This window comes from Breoghania corrubedonensis (assembly GCF_003053845.1).
In the GTDB taxonomy this organism is placed as follows: Bacteria; Pseudomonadota; Alphaproteobacteria; order Rhizobiales; family Stappiaceae; genus Breoghania; species Breoghania corrubedonensis.
Genome location: NZ_QAYG01000001.1, coordinates 1,419,316 through 1,436,014, shown reverse-complemented (window position 1 = coordinate 1,436,014; position 16,699 = coordinate 1,419,316). Strand labels below are relative to the sequence as shown.

The following is a 16,699-nucleotide window of genomic DNA, read 5'->3' as shown; positions in this document are numbered from 1 at the left end:
CGTCAGGCTACGTTCTTCTTGATGCCGGACAGGAAACTGGAGACGTGTTCCCGCAGCTCCCGCGCTTCGTGTTCCAGTGCCTTCGATGCGTCGAAGACGGTCGAGGCAGCCTGATTGGTGACCTCCGCCGCGCCGGAGACGCCTTCGATGTTCGCTGACACCTCTCGCGTGCCGTTGGAGGCTTCCTGCACGTTGCGGGCGATCTCCGTCGTGGCTGCGCCCTGCTGTTCCACCGCGGCCGCGATGCCCGCAGTAATATCGTTGATGCGGTTCACCGTTTCGGTGATCTCGCTGATCGCCCCCACCGCCTCTTGCGTCTCGGCCTGGATCGACGAGATCTGCGAGGAGATCTCCTCGGTTGCCTTGGAGGTCTGGGTGGCGAGTTCCTTCACCTCCGCGGCCACAACCGCGAAGCCCCGGCCCGCTTCTCCGGCACGCGCCGCTTCGATCGTGGCATTGAGCGCCAGAAGGTTCGTCTGCTCGGCGATCGCCTGGATGAGGCCGACGACCTCGCCGATCCGGCTGGCGGCGCCCGACAGACCGATGATGCGTTCGTTCGTGGCATTCGCCTGGGCCGCCGCCTGGGTGGCGATCTCGCTGGAGGAGGCCACCTGGCGGCTGATCTCCGCGACGGAGGTGGCAAGTTCCTCTGCCGCAGATGCGACCGTTTCCACGTTCGAGGAGGCCTCGGCTGCCGCGCCCGCGACCGTCCTGCTCTGGCTCGTGGTCTGTTCCGCGCCCGCGTTCAGGTTGGTAGACGCGTTTTTCAGGTTTCCGACGGAGGTTTCTATTGTTTCAAGCAAGGAGCCGATCTGACCTTCGAAATCTCTCGAGATCGTCTGAATCTCCTGCGACCGCTGACGATCCTGCTCCAGGCGGTCTGCCTGGGTCGCCTCGAGATCGCGGCGCTTGCGCTCGTTCTCCACGAAGACCGCCATCGCACCTGCCATCGCGCCGATCTCGTCGTTGCGATCCATACTTGTGACGGTGACCGCGACGTTTCCTTCCGCCAGTTCCAGCATGTTGGCCGTCAGCGTCTTCAGCGGCCGTGCCACATTGCGGATCACAAGGACAGCCGCAACACCGGCAAGGGCGCCGCCTATGAGCGCAAAGGCAAGAAGTTTCAATGCCTGTGAGCGGAACGTCGCCTCCACGTCATCGATATAGGTGCCGGAACCCAGCACCCAGCCCCAGGGGGCGAAATACTCGGTCCAGGCGAGCTTCTCCAGAGGTTCGGAGCTGTTGACACGGGGCCAGTAGTAGCTCGTCTTGCCGCCGCCCTCCTTCGCCCGCGCGATCAGGTCGGGAATGTAATAGGTTCCCCTCTTGTCTTGCGCGTCGAGAGCCGCGACGCCTTCTCGTGTCACGTCGGGCGATATAAGCCGCACCCCCTTGTCGTCATAGGCGAAGGCGTAATTGCCGCCGTCATAACGAATGGCGCGGATTGTATTGCGCGCCTGCTGGGTCGCTTCCTCGTGCGTGAGGGTTCCTGAATCCTCCAGGCTCTTGAAATAGCCGGCGATTGATTTGGAGGCCTGTACGATGTTTCGCGTTTTTGCGATCCGCTCGGCCATTAGAACGGATTGCATTTCGTACAGACTGAAGACCGCAATGACGGTTGACAGGATTGCCAGCGTGATGACGGGGATCCAGATCTTCACGCCGATATTGAATTTGCCCAGGCTCATTTCAGAACGCCCTATGAGGAAATTGAGATGTTAAATTAGTGCGCGAAATAAATTAACGCATCGTAAAAAGTACGTAATGAATTAGTAACATCACAATGAATCCAATTAGATTAAGTATTTCACCTCCGTAAACGAATTTCAGCTTGCTTGTCACCCTTGTTGGCTGCCGGCAAGGGTGTCTTCCGGTATTGCAGCCATGCAGACACGACCGTGTGGTCGCGGCAGGTTCCAAACGGCCGCAAGTCCCTGCCTCCCGAAGCTGGATCTACAGCGCGCTGTGCGGGGGGGCTTACAAACACTTACTTGTCGGCGGGGTAGCGTTGACGCCGCTGCAAGCGCGGCGAGGCGCGGCGATCCGGCGCATGTGCGCGCCGCGGAGCCTGACATGTTCCTTCCCTCATCGCTGAAGACGCATCCGCGTGATCGCCCAAGATCAAACATCACGACCGCTATTTCGCATTTTTCAATTTTAACAATAGGTTGGAGCAAATCAGCCGCTCGGTGGGACCTCTCAGGAACCGACAAGGAGTCGGCGTAATCCAAATCGTTTCGCGAAAAATCCCTCCGCAGGTGCGCCGGAGAGCCTTTCTACACGGCAAAAATGACGTGACGAGACCTTTAGTCATTTGATTTTTCTCGTTAATTTTACAGCTTCTTAAGACGCAGGGAACATTGTTGCCCAACCTCTCCAAGGTATTCAGGCACCATCTCATGTCCCTTAATAAACTCAGTATTGGCACGAAGGTTTGGCTTCCCGTCCTCACCCTCGCTGTCCTAGGCATCGCCCTGTCCACTTCCTATCTCCTGACGCTGCGCAGCACGCTCTATCAGGAGCGCGAGAAGATGACGCAGACAGTAGTCCAGGTAACGAAGTCCGTCGCCGAATATTACTACAAGAAGGAGCAGTCCGGCGTACTCACCCATGAGGAAGCGACGCAGCAGGCGCGCGATCTCATTCGTGCCATCCGCTTTGACGGAAGCAACTATGTATTCGGCCTCGACAAGGACGGCCGTCGTGTGATCATGCCCCCCAAGCCCGCTGACGAGGGCAAGATGGTCATGAGCATCAAGGACAAGGCAGGCAATTATTTCATCCGCGATCTCTTCACCGCGGCCGACAAGGGTGGCGGATCTGCCGTCTATTACTGGAACCGGACTGGCGAGACGGCGCTTTCGCCGAAAACCTCATGGAGTGAGCGGTTTGACCCCTGGGGCTGGGTTTTCGCGACGGGCGTCTTCGTCGACGATATCGAGTCCACCTTCTGGAACAACGCCGCGATCGTCATTGGTTTCGGCCTCGTTGGCGGCCTGATCGCATTCGCTATCGCCTATTCTGCCATTCGCAATGTGACGTTGCCGCTGGGCAAGCTCACCGGCAACATGCAGGCGCTCGCTGATGGCAACACCGAGATCGAGGTCGAAGGTTCCGACCGGCGCGACGAGATCGGTGCGATGGCGAGTACCATGTCGGTCTTCATCGACAACGAGCGCAAGCGACGCGTTCTTGAGGCGACCCAGGCAGACCGTCTGGAGCGGGATAACGAGCGCGCAGAAGAGATCCGGACGGCCTCGAAGGAATTCGAGATCAAGATGGGCTCGCTGCTGGATACCATCGCGGATTCCGTCACGAACCTGCGCAACGCGTCCACCAACCTGAATGCGGGCGCGGAACAGACCACGAGCCAGAGCAAGGCGGTGGCTGGTGCGGCAGCCGAAGCGTCCTCCAACGTGGAAACGGTCGCCTCGGCGGCGGAAGAGCTCGCGGCCTCGGTCGCGGAGATCAGCCGTCAGGTGTCCTCGTCGAGCGACATCGCTTCCCAGGCGGCGACCCAGGCCGACAGCACCAATGTGCGCATCAAGGGCCTGTCGGATGCGGCGACCCGCATCGGCGAGGTTGTCAGCCTGATCCAGGCGATCGCCGAGCAGACGAACCTTCTGGCGCTCAACGCCACGATCGAAGCGGCGCGTGCCGGAGAAGCGGGCCGGGGCTTCGCGGTTGTGGCCGCGGAAGTGAAGGAGCTCGCCAACCAGACGTCCAAGGCGACGGAAGAGATCTCCTCGCAGATCTCGTCGATCCAGGGTGAGACGCAGCTTGCCGTGGGGGCGATCAGCGAGATCACCGATACGGTGAACCAGATCAACGAGATCACCTCCGGCATCGCGGCGGCGGTCGAGGAGCAGGGCGCCGCGACGACGGAGATTGCCCGCAACGTTCAGGAAGCCTCGCGCGGCACGCAGGACGTGTCGGAGAATATCGAAGGCGTCTCCGGGGCCGCCCAGGTCACAAACGAGGCCGCGTCCATGGTCGCGGACGCCTCCGCCGCCCTTGAAAGGGAGGCGCTGGTGCTGCGCGAGCAGGTCGGATCATTCCTCGAAAGCATCAAGTCGGCGGACGCTGCCTGATCCAGGTACTCGGTTGAAGAAAAGACGGCCCGCCGGGTGACTGGCGGGCCGTTTTGCGTGTCTTCGCCCGAGTTTCCTGACGATGCTCAAGGCGGCGCTCGGGTGATGGTGTCAGGGACAGATACCTCGGCGCGAAGCTCCGCATTCTGCCGCGACCGTTCGGCCTGTCTTGCGCGTCCATGAGTTCAACGATGTAGCGAACAACGAGCTCGACTGTGAGCCTGTTGGGGCACCAGAGGAAATGTCAAATCTTGCGCAGCGCCACCCGCTCGATGGAGTGGTTCACCGCCTTGGTCAGGATCAGGTCGGCCCTGGGCCGTGTCGGCAGGATGTTTTCCGACAGGTTTTCCAGATTGATGTTGGTCCACAGGTCGTTGGCGATATCCATCGCCTCCTTGTCGGTGACCTTGGAATACTTGTGGAAGTAAGAGCCCTCATCGCGGAATGCCGTTTCGCGCAGCCGCATGAAGCGCTGGACGTACCAGTCGTGCAGAATCGGGATCTCCGCATCGATATAGACCGAGAAATCGAAGAAATCCGAAACGTAAGGCACAGCCTTCCCGTCGCGCGGCAGCTTGGAGGTCTGCAGCACATTCAACCCTTCCACGATGAGAATGTCCGGCCGGTCGATGAAGATCGACTGGCCCGGCATCACGTCGTAGTAGAAGTGGGAATAGACTGGCGCCCGCACGTTGCGCCGTCCGGCCTTGATGTCGGAGAGAAAGTGCAGCAGCTCCGGCAGGTCGTAGCTATCGGGAAAGCCCTTGCGCCGCATCAGCCCTTCGCGTTCCAGCACGGCGTTCGGATAGAGGAAACCGTCGGTCGTCACCAGGTCGACCTTCGGGCTCGCCGGCCAACGTGCCAGAAGGGCTTGCAGGAGGCGCGCCGTGGTCGATTTGCCGACCGCGACGGATCCTGCGACGCCGATGATGTAGGGCACCTTGTTGCTGTTGGTTCCAAGAAACTTCTTGGTTGCCAGATGCACGCCCTGCATCGCCTCGACGTAGAAGGAGAGAAGGCGAGAAAGCGGCAGGTAAATGCTCTCCACCTGGGCGAGGGAAACGGGGTCATTGAGACTCTGGAGGCGACGGACTTCCTCCGCCGTCAGCGTCATCGGTGTGTCGGCGCGAAGTCTGGCCCATTCGGTCTCGGTAAAGGTCGTATAGGGCGAGAGTTCTGCCGGTATCACTTCATCCATGCGTTCACCGCGCAAGGGCTTGCGCGCTCCAACCAGATCCTGCAGCTCAGGTCCATCAGCCGCCTTGCCGGCGGTCCTCCCGATGGACAGGGCGATCAGGGACCAGGCGCATCGGCCGGTCATGATCGCCGACTTGGACCTGAAGGGAACTCCGGCCATCTCGAGCGGATCTGGCCGAAACGCCCCTCAGGGCTTCACGTGACTCTTGTGCGACACAAGCCTTATTGCGGGTCTTTCGGTCGTGCGGCCTTTTCCTCCAGGCCAGTCTGTCCGGTCCGCCCGGCGAGTTCCGCCATGACATCGTCCAGCGGCACGTCCGCCGCTTCCAGCACCACGCACAGATGATAGAGCAGGTCGGCCGCCTCCGAAGTGACGCCCGCGCGATCACGCTCGACGGCGGCGATCGCGGTTTCCACCGCCTCCTCGCCGAGTTTCTGAGCGCATTTCGCGATACCCTTGCCAATGAGCTTGGCCGTGTAGGACCCGGGGTCCCCGGAACGCGCACGTCTGGCGACGATGTCGGCGAGATCGTTCAGTGTGAAATCGGACATGACAGGCCTTGGTCGTGGGGACCGGCGGCGGGCGCGGCGAAGCACTGCGCCCGCATTCCAAATGTCCCCTTGAAACGTGCGGAACGCGTGCGCCGCATCATTTAGGACAATTTCTCTTCGCCGTCGAGGCGCATCGGTATCCCGGCAACGACCATGTGGTGCTTGGCCTCACCGATCGTGTAGGTCCCGAAGTGAAAGATCGAAGCGGCGAGCACGGCGGTCGCATGGCCGTCGCGGATGCCTTCGACGAGATGATCGAGGGTGCCGACACCGCCCGATGCGATCACTGGCACATGCACCGAATCGGCAATGGTGCGGGTCAGATCAATATCGAAGCCGACCTTGGTGCCGTCGCGGTCCATGGAGGTCAGCAGGAGTTCGCCCGCGCCCAGTTCCACGACTTCCTGCGCGTATTCCACCGCATCGATGCCTGTCGCATTGCGCCCGCCGTGGGTGAAGATCTCCCAACGTCCGGGCTCGCCGTTGCCGCTCACCCGTTTGGCGTCAATCGCGACGACGATGCACTGGTTGCCGAATTTCTCGGCCGCTCTGCGCACGAACTGCCGGTCTTTCACCGCCGCGGTCATGATCGAGGCCTTGTCGGCACCGGCTTTCAACAATGCGCGGATATCTTCAACCGTACGCACGCCGCCGCCAACCGTTACCGGCATGAAGCATTGCTCGGCGGTGCGCCGCACCACGTCGAGCAGGATGCCGCGGTCCTCGTGGCTTGCCGTGATATCGAGGAAGCACAATTCGTCGGCGCCCGCCGCATCATAGGCCTTGGCGGCTTCCACCGGGTCGCCGGCATCGATGAGATCGACGAAGTTGACACCCTTGACGACACGGCCATCCTTGACGTCGAGACACGGAATTACCCGGGCTTTGAGCATGGTCAGTTTCCTCGCGCCGACTTGATCAGCGCCAGCGCTTGCGCAGGATCGAGGCGCCCATCATAGAGCGCCCGGCCCGAAATCGCGCCTTCCAGAGCGGCGCAGTCGGGCTCCAGCAGTCGTTTCACGTCATCGATTGACGCAAGACCGCCCGAGGCGATGACGGGAATGGAGACGGCGTTCGCCAGTTCCAGCGTGGAGGGGATGTTGAGCCCCTTCAGCACGCCGTCCCGGTCGATATCGGTGTAGATGATCGCCGAGACCCCGGCATCCTCGAAGCGCTTGGCGAGATCGACGGCGGTCAACTCCGAGGTCTCCGCCCAGCCTTCCACCGCGACCTTGCCGCCTCTGGCGTCGATACCGACGGCGATATGACCCGGATGCGCCTTGCAGGCCGCCTTGACGAGACCGGGATCGCGCACGGCGACGGTGCCGAGGATGACACGGCGGATGCCTTTCGTCAGCCACGCTTCGATCTGCGCCATGTTGCGGATGCCGCCGCCCAGTTGCACCGGGTTCGACGTGGCCGCGAGGATGCCGTCGACCGCCGCGCCGTTGCGGCTTTCACCCGCAAATGCGCCGTCGAGGTCGACCACGTGCAGCCACTCGAAACCCTGGTTCTCGAAGGTGCGGGCCTGGGCGCCGGGATCGTCGTTGAAGACGGTCGCCTGTGCCATGTCGCCGAGCTTCAGGCGCACACACTGGCCGCCCTTCAGGTCGATCGCGGGAAAGAGGATCATGGGTCTATCCGTGTCGCCGTGGCCGCGCCCGGGGCGCTCACGGCTTCCATTTCAGGAAATTGGCGATAAGGGCGAGGCCGAGTTTCTGGCTCTTTTCCGGGTGGAACTGGGTGCCCACCATGTTGTCGCGTCCGACCATGGCTGTGAATGCGCCGCCATAGTCGAAGCCAGCGATCACCTCATCCGGATTCGCCGCCGCCAGATGATAGGAGTGGACGAAATAGGCGTGCCACCCGTCCGGCCCGGTCGGGATGCCGTCAAGTACGGGGTGCACGTTCGCCGTTTCGTTGATCGTGTTCCAGCCCATATGCGGGATCTTGAGGGTCTCGTCCGCAGGCTTCATCTGCACCACATCGCCTGCGATCCAGGAAAGCCCCTCGCTGGTTTCGTATTCGAGACCGCGTTCCGCCATGAGCTGCATGCCGACGCAGATGCCAAGAAACGGCCGGCCCCTGGCGATCACCGCCTCTTCCAGCGCCGCATCCATGCCCGAAACCGCCGCAAGTCCGCGCCGGCAATCGGCGAAGGCACCCACGCCCGGCAGGACAACACGATCGGCGGCCGCAACCACATCGGGATCGGCGGTCAGGCGGATTTCTTCGGCAACGTCGCTTTCGCGCGCGGCGCGCTCGAACGCCTTGGTCGCCGAGTGCAGGTTACCCGAACCGTAGTCGATGATGGCGACAGTCATCGGGACGCCTCCGGAAACAGGCCGATCACCTCGTCGGAGGGCGTTGGCTCGCGGGTCAACGGGTTGGGCGCGGCGTCACGCGCGGAACCGCTGTGGCGCGCTGACAGGGGTGGATTGACCTGCTCCGGTCCTTTCCAGGCCGAAAAGAAGCGTGTTTCGCATTCGTCGTGATTGGCGCCTGATGTCACGCCGGCAAGGTTGTAGCCGCGCCGTTCCAGAGACCAGCGGCGCATCTCGTTGGCTTCCAGCGCAAACAGCACGGAGAAGGCAAGGCCCACGACAAAGGGCGCCACCCCGCCAATGATGTCTCCCGCGCCCGTGACGACGATCGCCAGAACGAGATAGCCGACTAGCGCAAGCCACATGCCGCGATAGACCAGCCACGGCACAGCGAAGAAGAAGGCGGGCCAGCAAAAACCCTCCTTGATGAAGACGACGCGGTTCGCATCCTGTTCGGCGTTGCCGGACGGCAAAGGCGTCATGGCCATGTAGACGGTCATCGCGATCAATCTCCCAGCCGGCCCTTGGTGGAGGGTACCCGTTGCCCCTGACGCGGATCGAGCGCCACGGCATCGCGCAGCGCACGCGCAACCGCCTTGAAACAGGTTTCCGCGATGTGGTGGCAGTTGGTGCCATAGAGATTGGCGATGTGCAGGGTAATCCCGGCATTCATGGCGAAGGCGCGAAAGAACTCCTCGAAGAGTTCGGTGTCGAAATCCCCGATCTTCGGCTTGGAGAACTCCACCTGCCAGACAAGAAACGGCCGGCCGGAGACATCCACCGCGCAGCGCGTCATCGCTTCGTCCATCGGCAGGTGGACGTCCGCATAGCGGGTCACGCCCGCCATGTCGCCCAGCGCCTGGCGTACGGCTTGTCCGAGTGCGATGCCCACGTCTTCGGTGGTGTGGTGAAAATCGATATGGGTATCGCCCGCCGCCCTGACCGTGATGTCGATCAGCGAATGCCGGGCGAGCTGCTCCAGCATGTGATCGAGAAAACCGACGCCGGTCACGATATCGTAGGCGCCGGTGCCGTCGAGTGCGACGGTCGCCTGGATATCGGTTTCCTTCGTGGCGCGCGTGATCGAAGCAGAACGCATGCGGGATCAATCCTTCAATTCCAAGGAACGCAGGCTTCTTAGCAGTCGAGCGGAGCGAAGAAAATAGCGCTGAACGTCACTTGCGGCGGCCAGAGCGTGTGCGAGGCTGATTTCCTCGCGAGGCAGGATCGACTAACCATAGGCACATTGACCGATTCGAGGAGCCCGCCGATGTCCTTCAAGCCCGAGACCGCGACCGACCGGCTCATTCTGCCGCTCGATGTGCCCACCGTGGAAGAGGCGCGCACAATTGTTGCGCAGACGAAGGGAGCAGTCGGCGTCTACAAGATCGGCATGCAGCTTCAGTTCGCCGGCGGCCTGCCCTTTGCGCAGGAGCTGGCGCGCGAAGGCCAAAAGATCTTTCTTGACGTGAAGCTGCTCGATATCGACAACACGGTTGAACAGGCGGTCCGCAACATCGCGAAGATGGGCATGACTTTCGTCACCATCCACGCCTACCCCAAGACCATGCGCGCCGCCGTCGCCGGGCTCGACGCGGCCGATCTCTGCCTGCTGGGCGTCACCGTTCTCACATCCATGGATGATGAGGACGTCAAGGCTGCCGGCTATGCCGGGTCGGCTGTGGAGCTTGTGAAGTCGCGCGCGGTCGCGGCGCGTGCGGCGGGTATGGGCGGCATTGTCTGCTCGCCGCGTGAGGCGGGCGAGTTGCGCGATCTTGTTGGCGCCGATCTGGTGCTTGTCACGCCGGGTGTCCGTCCGGTTGGTGCTTCGGCCGACGATCAGAGACGTGTGATGACGCCGGGCGATGCCATCCGTGCCGGTGCCGACTATATCGTCTGCGGCCGCCCCATCACCGGCGCCGCCGACCGCCGCAAGGCGGCCGAAGATGTCGTTGAGGAGATCGCGGCAGCCCTTTGAGGCGCGGCCGCGCACCGGTGAGCGGCCGCGCGCTCACCAGGCCCTTTCGTAAATCGCGAGAATTTCCTCGACGCTGAGATCGACCGGATTCCAGTCGAGCAGCCGGCGGATGCCGTGCGCGTCCTTCGCCATGTCGGCGAGATCGTCCTTCGGCACGCCATGGGCCCTTAGCCTCATGTCCAGTCCCAGAGCGCGGCAGAAGTCCATCGCTCCATCCAGCACCTGTTGCGAAGTTCCGGTCTCAAAACCGAGGGCGGCGCCGATCCTGGCTGTCTTGTCGGCCGCGGCTTGCGCGTTGGCGGCCAGGACGTGCGGGAAGATCAACGCATTGGCGATGCCGTGGGGGATCTTGTAACGCGCCAGCGGATATGAAACGGCATGGCCGGCGGTAGTGTTGACCGGGCCGAGGCAGACGCCGCCATAAAAGGAAGCGAGCGCCATTCCCGCGCGTGCCTCGGTATCCGATCCGTCGTCCACGGCGCGTTTCAGATATTTTCCGACAAGCTCGATTCCCTGCAGCGCATAGCCATCGATCAACGGATGTGCGCGCTTGGAGGTGTAGGACTCCACGCAATGCGCCATGGCATCGACGCCGGTTGCGGCCGTGACGAACGGCGGCACGGATTGCGTCAATGCCGGATCGATGATCGCGATATCCGCAAGCATGTGAACGCTCTCGGTCGCGATTTTGGCGAAGGTCTTTGGATTGGTGATGAGCGCACGCGTACCGACTTCAGAACCGGTGCCGGCTGTGGTCGGGATTTGCGCCAGTCCGACTTCGCGCTCCGGTGCGCGGTTCGGTCCGGAAATCTCTTCGAGGCGGAGAGTGCGCCCGACCATGACGGCGACAAGCTTGGCAAGGTCCATTGCCGAGCCACCGCCAAATCCGATGACGAGATCGGCGCCCGCCGCTGCCGCCACCGCCCGCTCCAGCATCACGGTATCCGGCTCTGCCGTGACGTCGCCAAAGCAGCGGATGTCACCGAGGCCGAGCTGATCGAGCCGCGCCGCGTTGATCGGATCCGCCACGATGAAGGGCTGCTTGTAGTCTCTCGAATGCGCCCAGTCGGCAAGGTGCGCCACTGTCCCTGCGCCAAAATGAAGCAGGGGCGGTCTTTGCAGTTCGATGGGACATGTCAATTCGAGCATTGTGATCTCCGACAGCTCCGGGAGTGATTTCCGGGGGATGAGCCACCCGGAAAAGTCAGCATCTGCCACCGTTCAACGCATCGTGATCAGTCGTTTCCGGCAGGCGGCATGCTCGCGAAATCCAACAGAAAATTGTCTCTGATCAAAAATTTGTCAATTGGTATATCGAAAATTCTTGGAAAGGACGGAATGTCGAGATTGTCAGACTGAATGTAAGGAAATCGGAATTAATATTATGATTATAAAGAATTAATTCGATTTTCGGAATTATCTTTGAGCACGGCCGAATCCTCGGATTGCTCAAGGAAAAGGCAAAAACTCACCAATTGGGCAAACATATCTATTTATGATTTGACATCTAAACACGACCTAAGCATTCTGCTTTCCGCCCATGTAGCTGGTTAGGGAGGTGCGGGCAGATCGGCCCTTCGTCGGTCGGAAAACCGCAATCAAGGACACCCATGGTCGGGACGGACTCTCGAAAAAGCGATGTTGCGATCGGCGCGACCCTTCTGGCGTTCTGCGCTTTCGCCGCCTGGCGCACGGCCTATGTGCACTCTGCTCCGGCCACATCTGTCGCCGGCTCGGCTTTCGTGCCCTGGCTGGTCATCGCCCTCATCTCGGCGCTTGCCTCGATCCTCATCGTGCGCGCCGTACTGAGCATGCGATCGGGTCGTACCGGCGAGACGGTAAGTCTGCCGGATCGCGGGACATTCGTACGCATGGGGCTGTTTGCCGTCCTGATGGTTGCCTATGCGGGCGCCTTCATGAGTGTCGGCTATATCCCGTCAACCCTGGTCGCGTTCGTGGCTGGCTTGGTTCTTTTCGGCGAGCGCCGCATCTGGGTTCTGATTTTGCTACCGTGCGTGGCGACGACGGCCGTCTACTACGCCTTCACCACAGTCTTGGCCGTATGGCTGCCCTGATCTGCTGACGATCACGGCAACGGACACAATAGGAATACGATACGGAGGAAGCCGACGTGACGCGGAAATTGATTATCGGAATGGCTCTCGCTCTGACGAGCGCATCTGCAGTCGCCCCAGCGGCCGCTGCTGACTATCCCGCCCGCCCGATCCAGGTGATCGTTCCCTATTCGGCCGGCGGCAGTACCGATCTGTCGATGCGTGTCGTCGCCGATGCCTTCAAGCGGCTCTACGATGGCAAGCAGATCGTCGTGCGCAACCAGCCCGGTGGTGGCGGCGCCATCGGCACGTCCGCAGCCGTGCATGCCCGCCCCGACGGCTACACGCTTGGCACCGGCGCCCAAGGCCCGATCGCGATCCTGCCTCATCTTGGCGGTACCGACTACAAGCTGGACGATGTCGAGTTCGTCGGTCTGTACGCGCGCAGCCTCCAGGTCATGGTCGCCTGCAAGGGCGCCCCTTTCAAGGATTTCGACAGCTTCTTCGAATACGCCAAGACAAAGGCACCGCAGATCGGCAATTCCGGTGCCGGCGGCGCGAACCATGTCTCTGCCCAGGCTTTCGCGGATGAGGCGCACATCAAGATCGAGAACGTGCCCTACAATGGCTCGTCCGATGCGCGCACGGCCTGCGTCGGCGGCCATATCGACGCCATGGTCGCCTCGCCGGCCGAGGCTCTGGCCCAGTCCGAGGCCGGCAACATGACGCCGATCTTCGTGATGGAGCCGAAGCGGATCGATCTCTTCCCCGACACCCCGACGGCGGTTGAAAAGGGCATCAAGTTCACCTGGTCCTCCTGGAAGGGCATCATCGCGCCGAAGGGTATCCCGGAAGAGGATCTCGCCTTCCTGCGCGAGGCGGTGAAGAAGGTCGCGACCGACGAGCAGTTCATCAAGAAGATGACCGACATGGGTGAGTTCGTGACCTACGAGGATGCGGCCACTTTCAAGGCGCGTGCTCAAAAGGACAGCGAGTCCGCCGAACGCGTGCTGAAGGATATCGGCATGTACGGCATGAACAAGTAGGTATCGCCCCACGGGTTCCGGGCCGGAGCTGCCATAACGGTCGGCTCCGGCCCGCTGCTTGTTTCCAGCGCTTATCAAAAGACATCAAGACAGGCCGAAGGTCATGGAGACGCTCGCCTATCTCGCTCCCCTCTTTCATCTCAATGTGCTCGGCGCGATCATGCTGGGCACGCTCGGGGGGCTCATCATCGGCGCTCTGCCGGGGCTGACCGCCACCATGGGCGTGGCCCTGCTCATACCGTTGACCTTCGGGATGCCGGCCGTCATGGGCCTCAACATGCTCATCGGCATCTATATCGGTGGCATCTATGGCGGCTGCATTTCCTCCATCCTGTTGAGGACCCCGGGAACGCCCGCGTCCGCTGCCACGGTGCTCGACGGCTATCCGATGGCGCAGAGAGGTGAGGCCGGCAAGGCGCTCGGCATGGCGACCATTGCCTCCACCATCGGTGGCCTCGTCGCCGCGGTCGTGCTCGCCGCCCTTGCGCCGCAGCTTGCCTCCATCGCGCTGCAATTCGGTGCGCCCGAATATTTCGCCCTTGCTCTCTTCGGCCTTACCATCATCGCCTCGCTTTCCGGCGATCTGCTGAAGGGCGCCATCTCCGGCCTCCTCGGCATCCTGATCTCCTGCGTGGGGGCCGATCCGATCTCCGGCGTGCTGCGCTACACCTTCGGTTTCTCCGGCTTTGCATCCGGCTTTGCCTTCACCCCCGCATTGATCGGGCTCTTCGCGCTTTCCGAGGTCTTCACCTTGATGGAGCGCATGGCGCGCGCCGAGCCGAACATCCAGCCGGTGCGCGGCCGCTGGCCCTCGTGGCAGGACATGAAGGAAAGTCGCGGCGCGCTTATCCGCGGGTCGCTCATCGGCACGCTGATCGGCATCATCCCGGGCGTCGGCTCCGGCACCGCCTCGTGGATCTCCTACAACGAGGCGCGCCGTTCCTCGCCGACGCCGGAAAAGTTCGGCACCGGCTACGCGCCGGGCATCGCGGCGACCGAAAGCGCCAACAACGCCGTGTGCGCCGCCGCCCTCATTCCGCTGCTGGCGCTGGGCATCCCGGGCGACGTGGTCACCGCGGTCCTCATGGGCGGGCTGATGATCCAGGGTCTCGCGCCCGGGCCGATCATGTTCCAGACCAACCCGGACGTGATCGTCGGCATCTTCGGCGGCACCTTCCTTGCCACGATCTTCATGTTCATCTTCGGCATGGCGCTGATCCCGCTCTTCAGCCGCATCCTCGCCGTGCCGCGCCACATTCTTGCCGTGGCGATCATGATCTTCTGCTTCATCGGCTCGTTCGCCATCAACCTGAACCCGGTCGACCTCTACACCATGGTCGGGTTCGGCGTGCTCGGCTGGGTCATGCAGAAGTTCGGCTTCAGCCAGGCGGCGCTGTGCATCGCGATGATCCTCGGCCCCATGCTTGAGGCCAACCTGCGCCGCGGCCTGATGCAGACCCATGACGATCTCTTCGCCTTCGCCTCGGGTCCGCTCACCATCCTGTTCCTCACCCTGACGGTTCTCTCGCTCGGCTGGCCGGTTCTCTCCCGGTTCCTCGCCCGTCGCCGGGAGGCCAAGACCATGACCCTGGAAACGAAATGACCAAGTCCGCTTATGTCGCCCTCGTGACCTGTTTCAACGAAGACGAAACCATCAACTTCGAAGCGACACGCGCCCAGGTCCGACGCCAGGTCGCAGCCGGCAACAACATCCTGTGCGCCGGCACCAACGGCGATTTCTCCGCCCTCACCTTCGAGGAGAAGGTGACGCTCACCGAGGCCGTCGTCGACGAGGTTTCCGGCAAGGCCAAGGTCATCGTCAACGCCGGCATGCCCGCCACCTTCGAGACGGTGAAGCTCGCCCGCGAGATCGACCGCATCGGCGTCGAGGGCATCGCGGTGATCACGCCCTTCTTCATCGCCTGCACGCAGGACGGTCTGGAGCGCCACTTCACCACCGTCGCCGATGCGGTGAAGACGCCGATCTATCTCTATGACATCCCGGCCCGCACGCAGAACCACATCGAGCCGGAAACGGCCCGCCGGCTCGCCGCCCACGGCAACATCGCCGGCATCAAGGATTCCGGCGGCAAGCAGGACACGCTCGAGGCTTACATGGCGATCGGGCGCGAGGTCGAGGGCTTCGACGTCTATTCCGGCCCCGACCACCTCGTCCACTGGGCGCTGCAGAACGGTGCGGCGGGCCCCATCTCCGGGCTCGGCAACGTGATGCCGGAAGTGCTGGCGCGCATCGTCTCCTGCTTCAATGCGGGCGACGAGGCGGGTGCGGCCGCCGCGCAGGAAGCCTACACGGCGCTACGCGTCGATCTCTATGCGCTGGGCTTCCCGCCCGCCATGGTCAAGCGCGCGCTGTGGGTGATGGACAATTCCGTAGGCGCCAGCCGTCAGCCCGCCCTGCTGCCCAACCCCGAACAGGACGCGCAGATCCGCGCGATCCTTGAAAAGCACGGGCTGATTGCGGCATGACCACGATCCTCACCACCTCCCCCGGCTTCGGCAAGCACGGCCGGGTGCCGGACCTGATCGCGGAAAAGGGCTGGACCCTGATCCGCGCCGCCGATACGTCGAAGCCCGACGGCGGCATGTCGGATCACATCGCGGAGGCCGATTTTCTCGTCGTCGGCCTCGTGCCGGTGAAGGCGGAAAGCCTTGAAGGGGCATCGAAGCTCAAGGGCGTGCTGAAGCACGGCGTCGGTGTCGACAACATCGACATTGCCGCCTGCACGGCGAAGGGCCTGCCGGTCGTCAACACGCCGGGCGCCAATGCCGATGCGGTCGCCGAACTCAGCCTAGGCCTGATGTTCGCGCTTGCCCGCAACATTCCCGCCGGCCACGCCTCCGTCGTCTCCGGCGGCTGGGACCGCAAGGTCGGCACCCAGCTCGGCAGCAAGGTGCTGGGCATTGTCGGCCTGGGTAATATCGGCCGCAAGCTGGCGCTCAAGGCGCGCGGCCTCGGCATGAAGATCCTCGCGACCGATCCTTACGCGGACCGCGAATTCGCCGCCGCCAACGACATCCAGATCGTCGAGCTGGACGCGGTTCTGGCGGCGTCCGACTACGTCTCGCTGCATGTCTTCGGCGGGGCTGGCAACGCCGCGCTCATCAATGCGGAAAAGCTCGCGCTGATGAAACCGACCGCGTGCCTGCTGAACCTGGCGCGCGGCGAGGTCGTCGATCTCGACGCCGTTGCCGCGGCCCTGTCGGCCGAAAAGCTCGGCGGCGTGGCGCTCGATGCCTTCGTCAGCGAGCCGCCGGATGTGAGCCACCCGGTCTTTGCCCATCCGCGCACGGTGTGCACGCCGCATTCGGGGGCGGATACGAAGGAGTCGGTGGAGAACATGGGCCTGATGGTCATCGAGGACATCCAGAGCATCCTCGACGGCAAGACGCCCGGCCGCTGCCTGAACGCCGCCGATCTCGCCTGACCCGCTGCCCA

16 protein-coding genes are annotated in these 16,699 nt (G+C 62.7%); 7 read left to right on the top strand and 9 right to left on the bottom strand.

Going from position 1 to position 16,699, the window contains the following annotated elements:
• Positions 1-2: 2 nt before the first annotated feature.
• On the bottom strand, positions 3-1,688 hold the full coding sequence (locus C8N35_RS06275; RefSeq protein WP_107988683.1) for a methyl-accepting chemotaxis protein: 1,686 nt from the start codon (positions 1,686-1,688) through the stop codon (positions 3-5).
• A 711-nt stretch (positions 1,689-2,399) separates the two neighbouring features.
• Between C8N35_RS06275 and C8N35_RS06270 the strand changes: the two genes are divergently transcribed.
• Positions 2,400-4,091 carry a methyl-accepting chemotaxis protein gene (locus C8N35_RS06270; RefSeq protein WP_107988682.1) on the top strand — a complete coding sequence of 564 codons (1,692 nt, stop codon included), beginning with the start codon at positions 2,400-2,402 and terminating at the stop codon, positions 4,089-4,091.
• 244 nt (positions 4,092-4,335) lie between these two features.
• Here C8N35_RS06270 and coaA read toward each other — a convergent pair whose 3' ends face one another.
• The 7 genes from coaA to hisB form a co-directional block, all read right to left on the bottom strand.
• Positions 4,336-5,289: a type I pantothenate kinase gene (coaA, locus tag C8N35_RS06265; protein WP_107989121.1), complete on the bottom strand. Its 954-nt coding sequence runs from the start codon at positions 5,287-5,289 to the stop codon at positions 4,336-4,338.
• A 221-nt stretch (positions 5,290-5,510) separates the two neighbouring features.
• On the bottom strand, positions 5,511-5,840 hold the full coding sequence (locus tag C8N35_RS06260; protein WP_107988681.1) for a phosphoribosyl-ATP diphosphatase: 330 nt from the start codon (positions 5,838-5,840) through the stop codon (positions 5,511-5,513).
• Between the two features lie 101 nt (positions 5,841-5,941).
• Positions 5,942-6,733, bottom strand: a complete 792-nt coding sequence (gene hisF, locus C8N35_RS06255) for an imidazole glycerol phosphate synthase subunit HisF (protein WP_107988680.1) — start codon at positions 6,731-6,733, stop codon at positions 5,942-5,944.
• A 2-nt stretch (positions 6,734-6,735) separates the two neighbouring features.
• A complete protein-coding gene (hisA, locus tag C8N35_RS06250) occupies positions 6,736-7,473 on the bottom strand; it encodes a 1-(5-phosphoribosyl)-5-[(5-phosphoribosylamino)methylideneamino]imidazole-4-carboxamide isomerase (protein ID WP_107988679.1) in 738 nt (245 codons plus the stop codon).
• Between the two features lie 37 nt (positions 7,474-7,510).
• A complete protein-coding gene (hisH, locus tag C8N35_RS06245) occupies positions 7,511-8,164 on the bottom strand; it encodes an imidazole glycerol phosphate synthase subunit HisH (protein WP_107988678.1) in 654 nt (217 codons plus the stop codon).
• A complete protein-coding gene (locus C8N35_RS06240; protein WP_107988677.1) occupies positions 8,161-8,664 on the bottom strand; it encodes a DUF2628 domain-containing protein in 504 nt (167 codons plus the stop codon). The genes hisH and C8N35_RS06240 overlap by 4 nt, the downstream gene beginning before the upstream one ends.
• 5 nt (positions 8,665-8,669) lie before the next feature.
• Positions 8,670-9,263: an imidazoleglycerol-phosphate dehydratase HisB gene (gene hisB / locus C8N35_RS06235; protein WP_107988676.1), complete on the bottom strand. Its 594-nt coding sequence runs from the start codon at positions 9,261-9,263 to the stop codon at positions 8,670-8,672.
• Positions 9,264-9,434: 171 nt separating this feature from the next.
• Here hisB and pyrF point away from each other — a divergent pair, with 171 nt between their 5' ends.
• Complete coding sequence (gene pyrF, locus C8N35_RS06230; protein ID WP_107988675.1) at positions 9,435-10,142, top strand: orotidine-5'-phosphate decarboxylase; 708 nt, start codon at positions 9,435-9,437, stop codon at positions 10,140-10,142.
• A gap of 33 nt (positions 10,143-10,175) precedes the next feature.
• On the opposite strand, the gene C8N35_RS06225 is transcribed toward pyrF, so the two are convergent.
• The gene (locus C8N35_RS06225; RefSeq protein WP_107988674.1) at positions 10,176-11,291 is read right to left on the bottom strand and encodes an iron-containing alcohol dehydrogenase; all 1,116 of its coding nucleotides are present in this window, start codon (positions 11,289-11,291) and stop codon (positions 10,176-10,178) included.
• A 461-nt stretch (positions 11,292-11,752) separates the two neighbouring features.
• Between C8N35_RS06225 and C8N35_RS06220 the strand changes: the two genes are divergently transcribed.
• From C8N35_RS06220 to C8N35_RS06200, 5 genes are all read left to right on the top strand, one after another.
• Positions 11,753-12,217 (top strand): tripartite tricarboxylate transporter TctB family protein, encoded by a 465-nt coding sequence (locus C8N35_RS06220; protein WP_107988673.1) that lies wholly within the window; start codon positions 11,753-11,755, stop codon positions 12,215-12,217.
• 80 nt (positions 12,218-12,297) lie between these two features.
• Positions 12,298-13,242, top strand: a complete 945-nt coding sequence (locus tag C8N35_RS06215; protein WP_107988672.1) for a Bug family tripartite tricarboxylate transporter substrate binding protein — start codon at positions 12,298-12,300, stop codon at positions 13,240-13,242.
• Positions 13,243-13,345: 103 nt separating this feature from the next.
• Positions 13,346-14,845 (top strand): tripartite tricarboxylate transporter permease, encoded by a 1,500-nt coding sequence (locus tag C8N35_RS06210; RefSeq protein WP_107988671.1) that lies wholly within the window; start codon positions 13,346-13,348, stop codon positions 14,843-14,845.
• Positions 14,842-15,729: a dihydrodipicolinate synthase family protein gene (locus tag C8N35_RS06205; RefSeq protein WP_107988670.1), complete on the top strand. Its 888-nt coding sequence runs from the start codon at positions 14,842-14,844 to the stop codon at positions 15,727-15,729. The genes C8N35_RS06210 and C8N35_RS06205 overlap by 4 nt, the downstream gene beginning before the upstream one ends.
• Positions 15,726-16,688 (top strand): phosphoglycerate dehydrogenase, encoded by a 963-nt coding sequence (locus tag C8N35_RS06200; protein ID WP_107988669.1) that lies wholly within the window; start codon positions 15,726-15,728, stop codon positions 16,686-16,688. The genes C8N35_RS06205 and C8N35_RS06200 overlap by 4 nt, the downstream gene beginning before the upstream one ends.
• Positions 16,689-16,699: the final 11 nt, after the last annotated feature.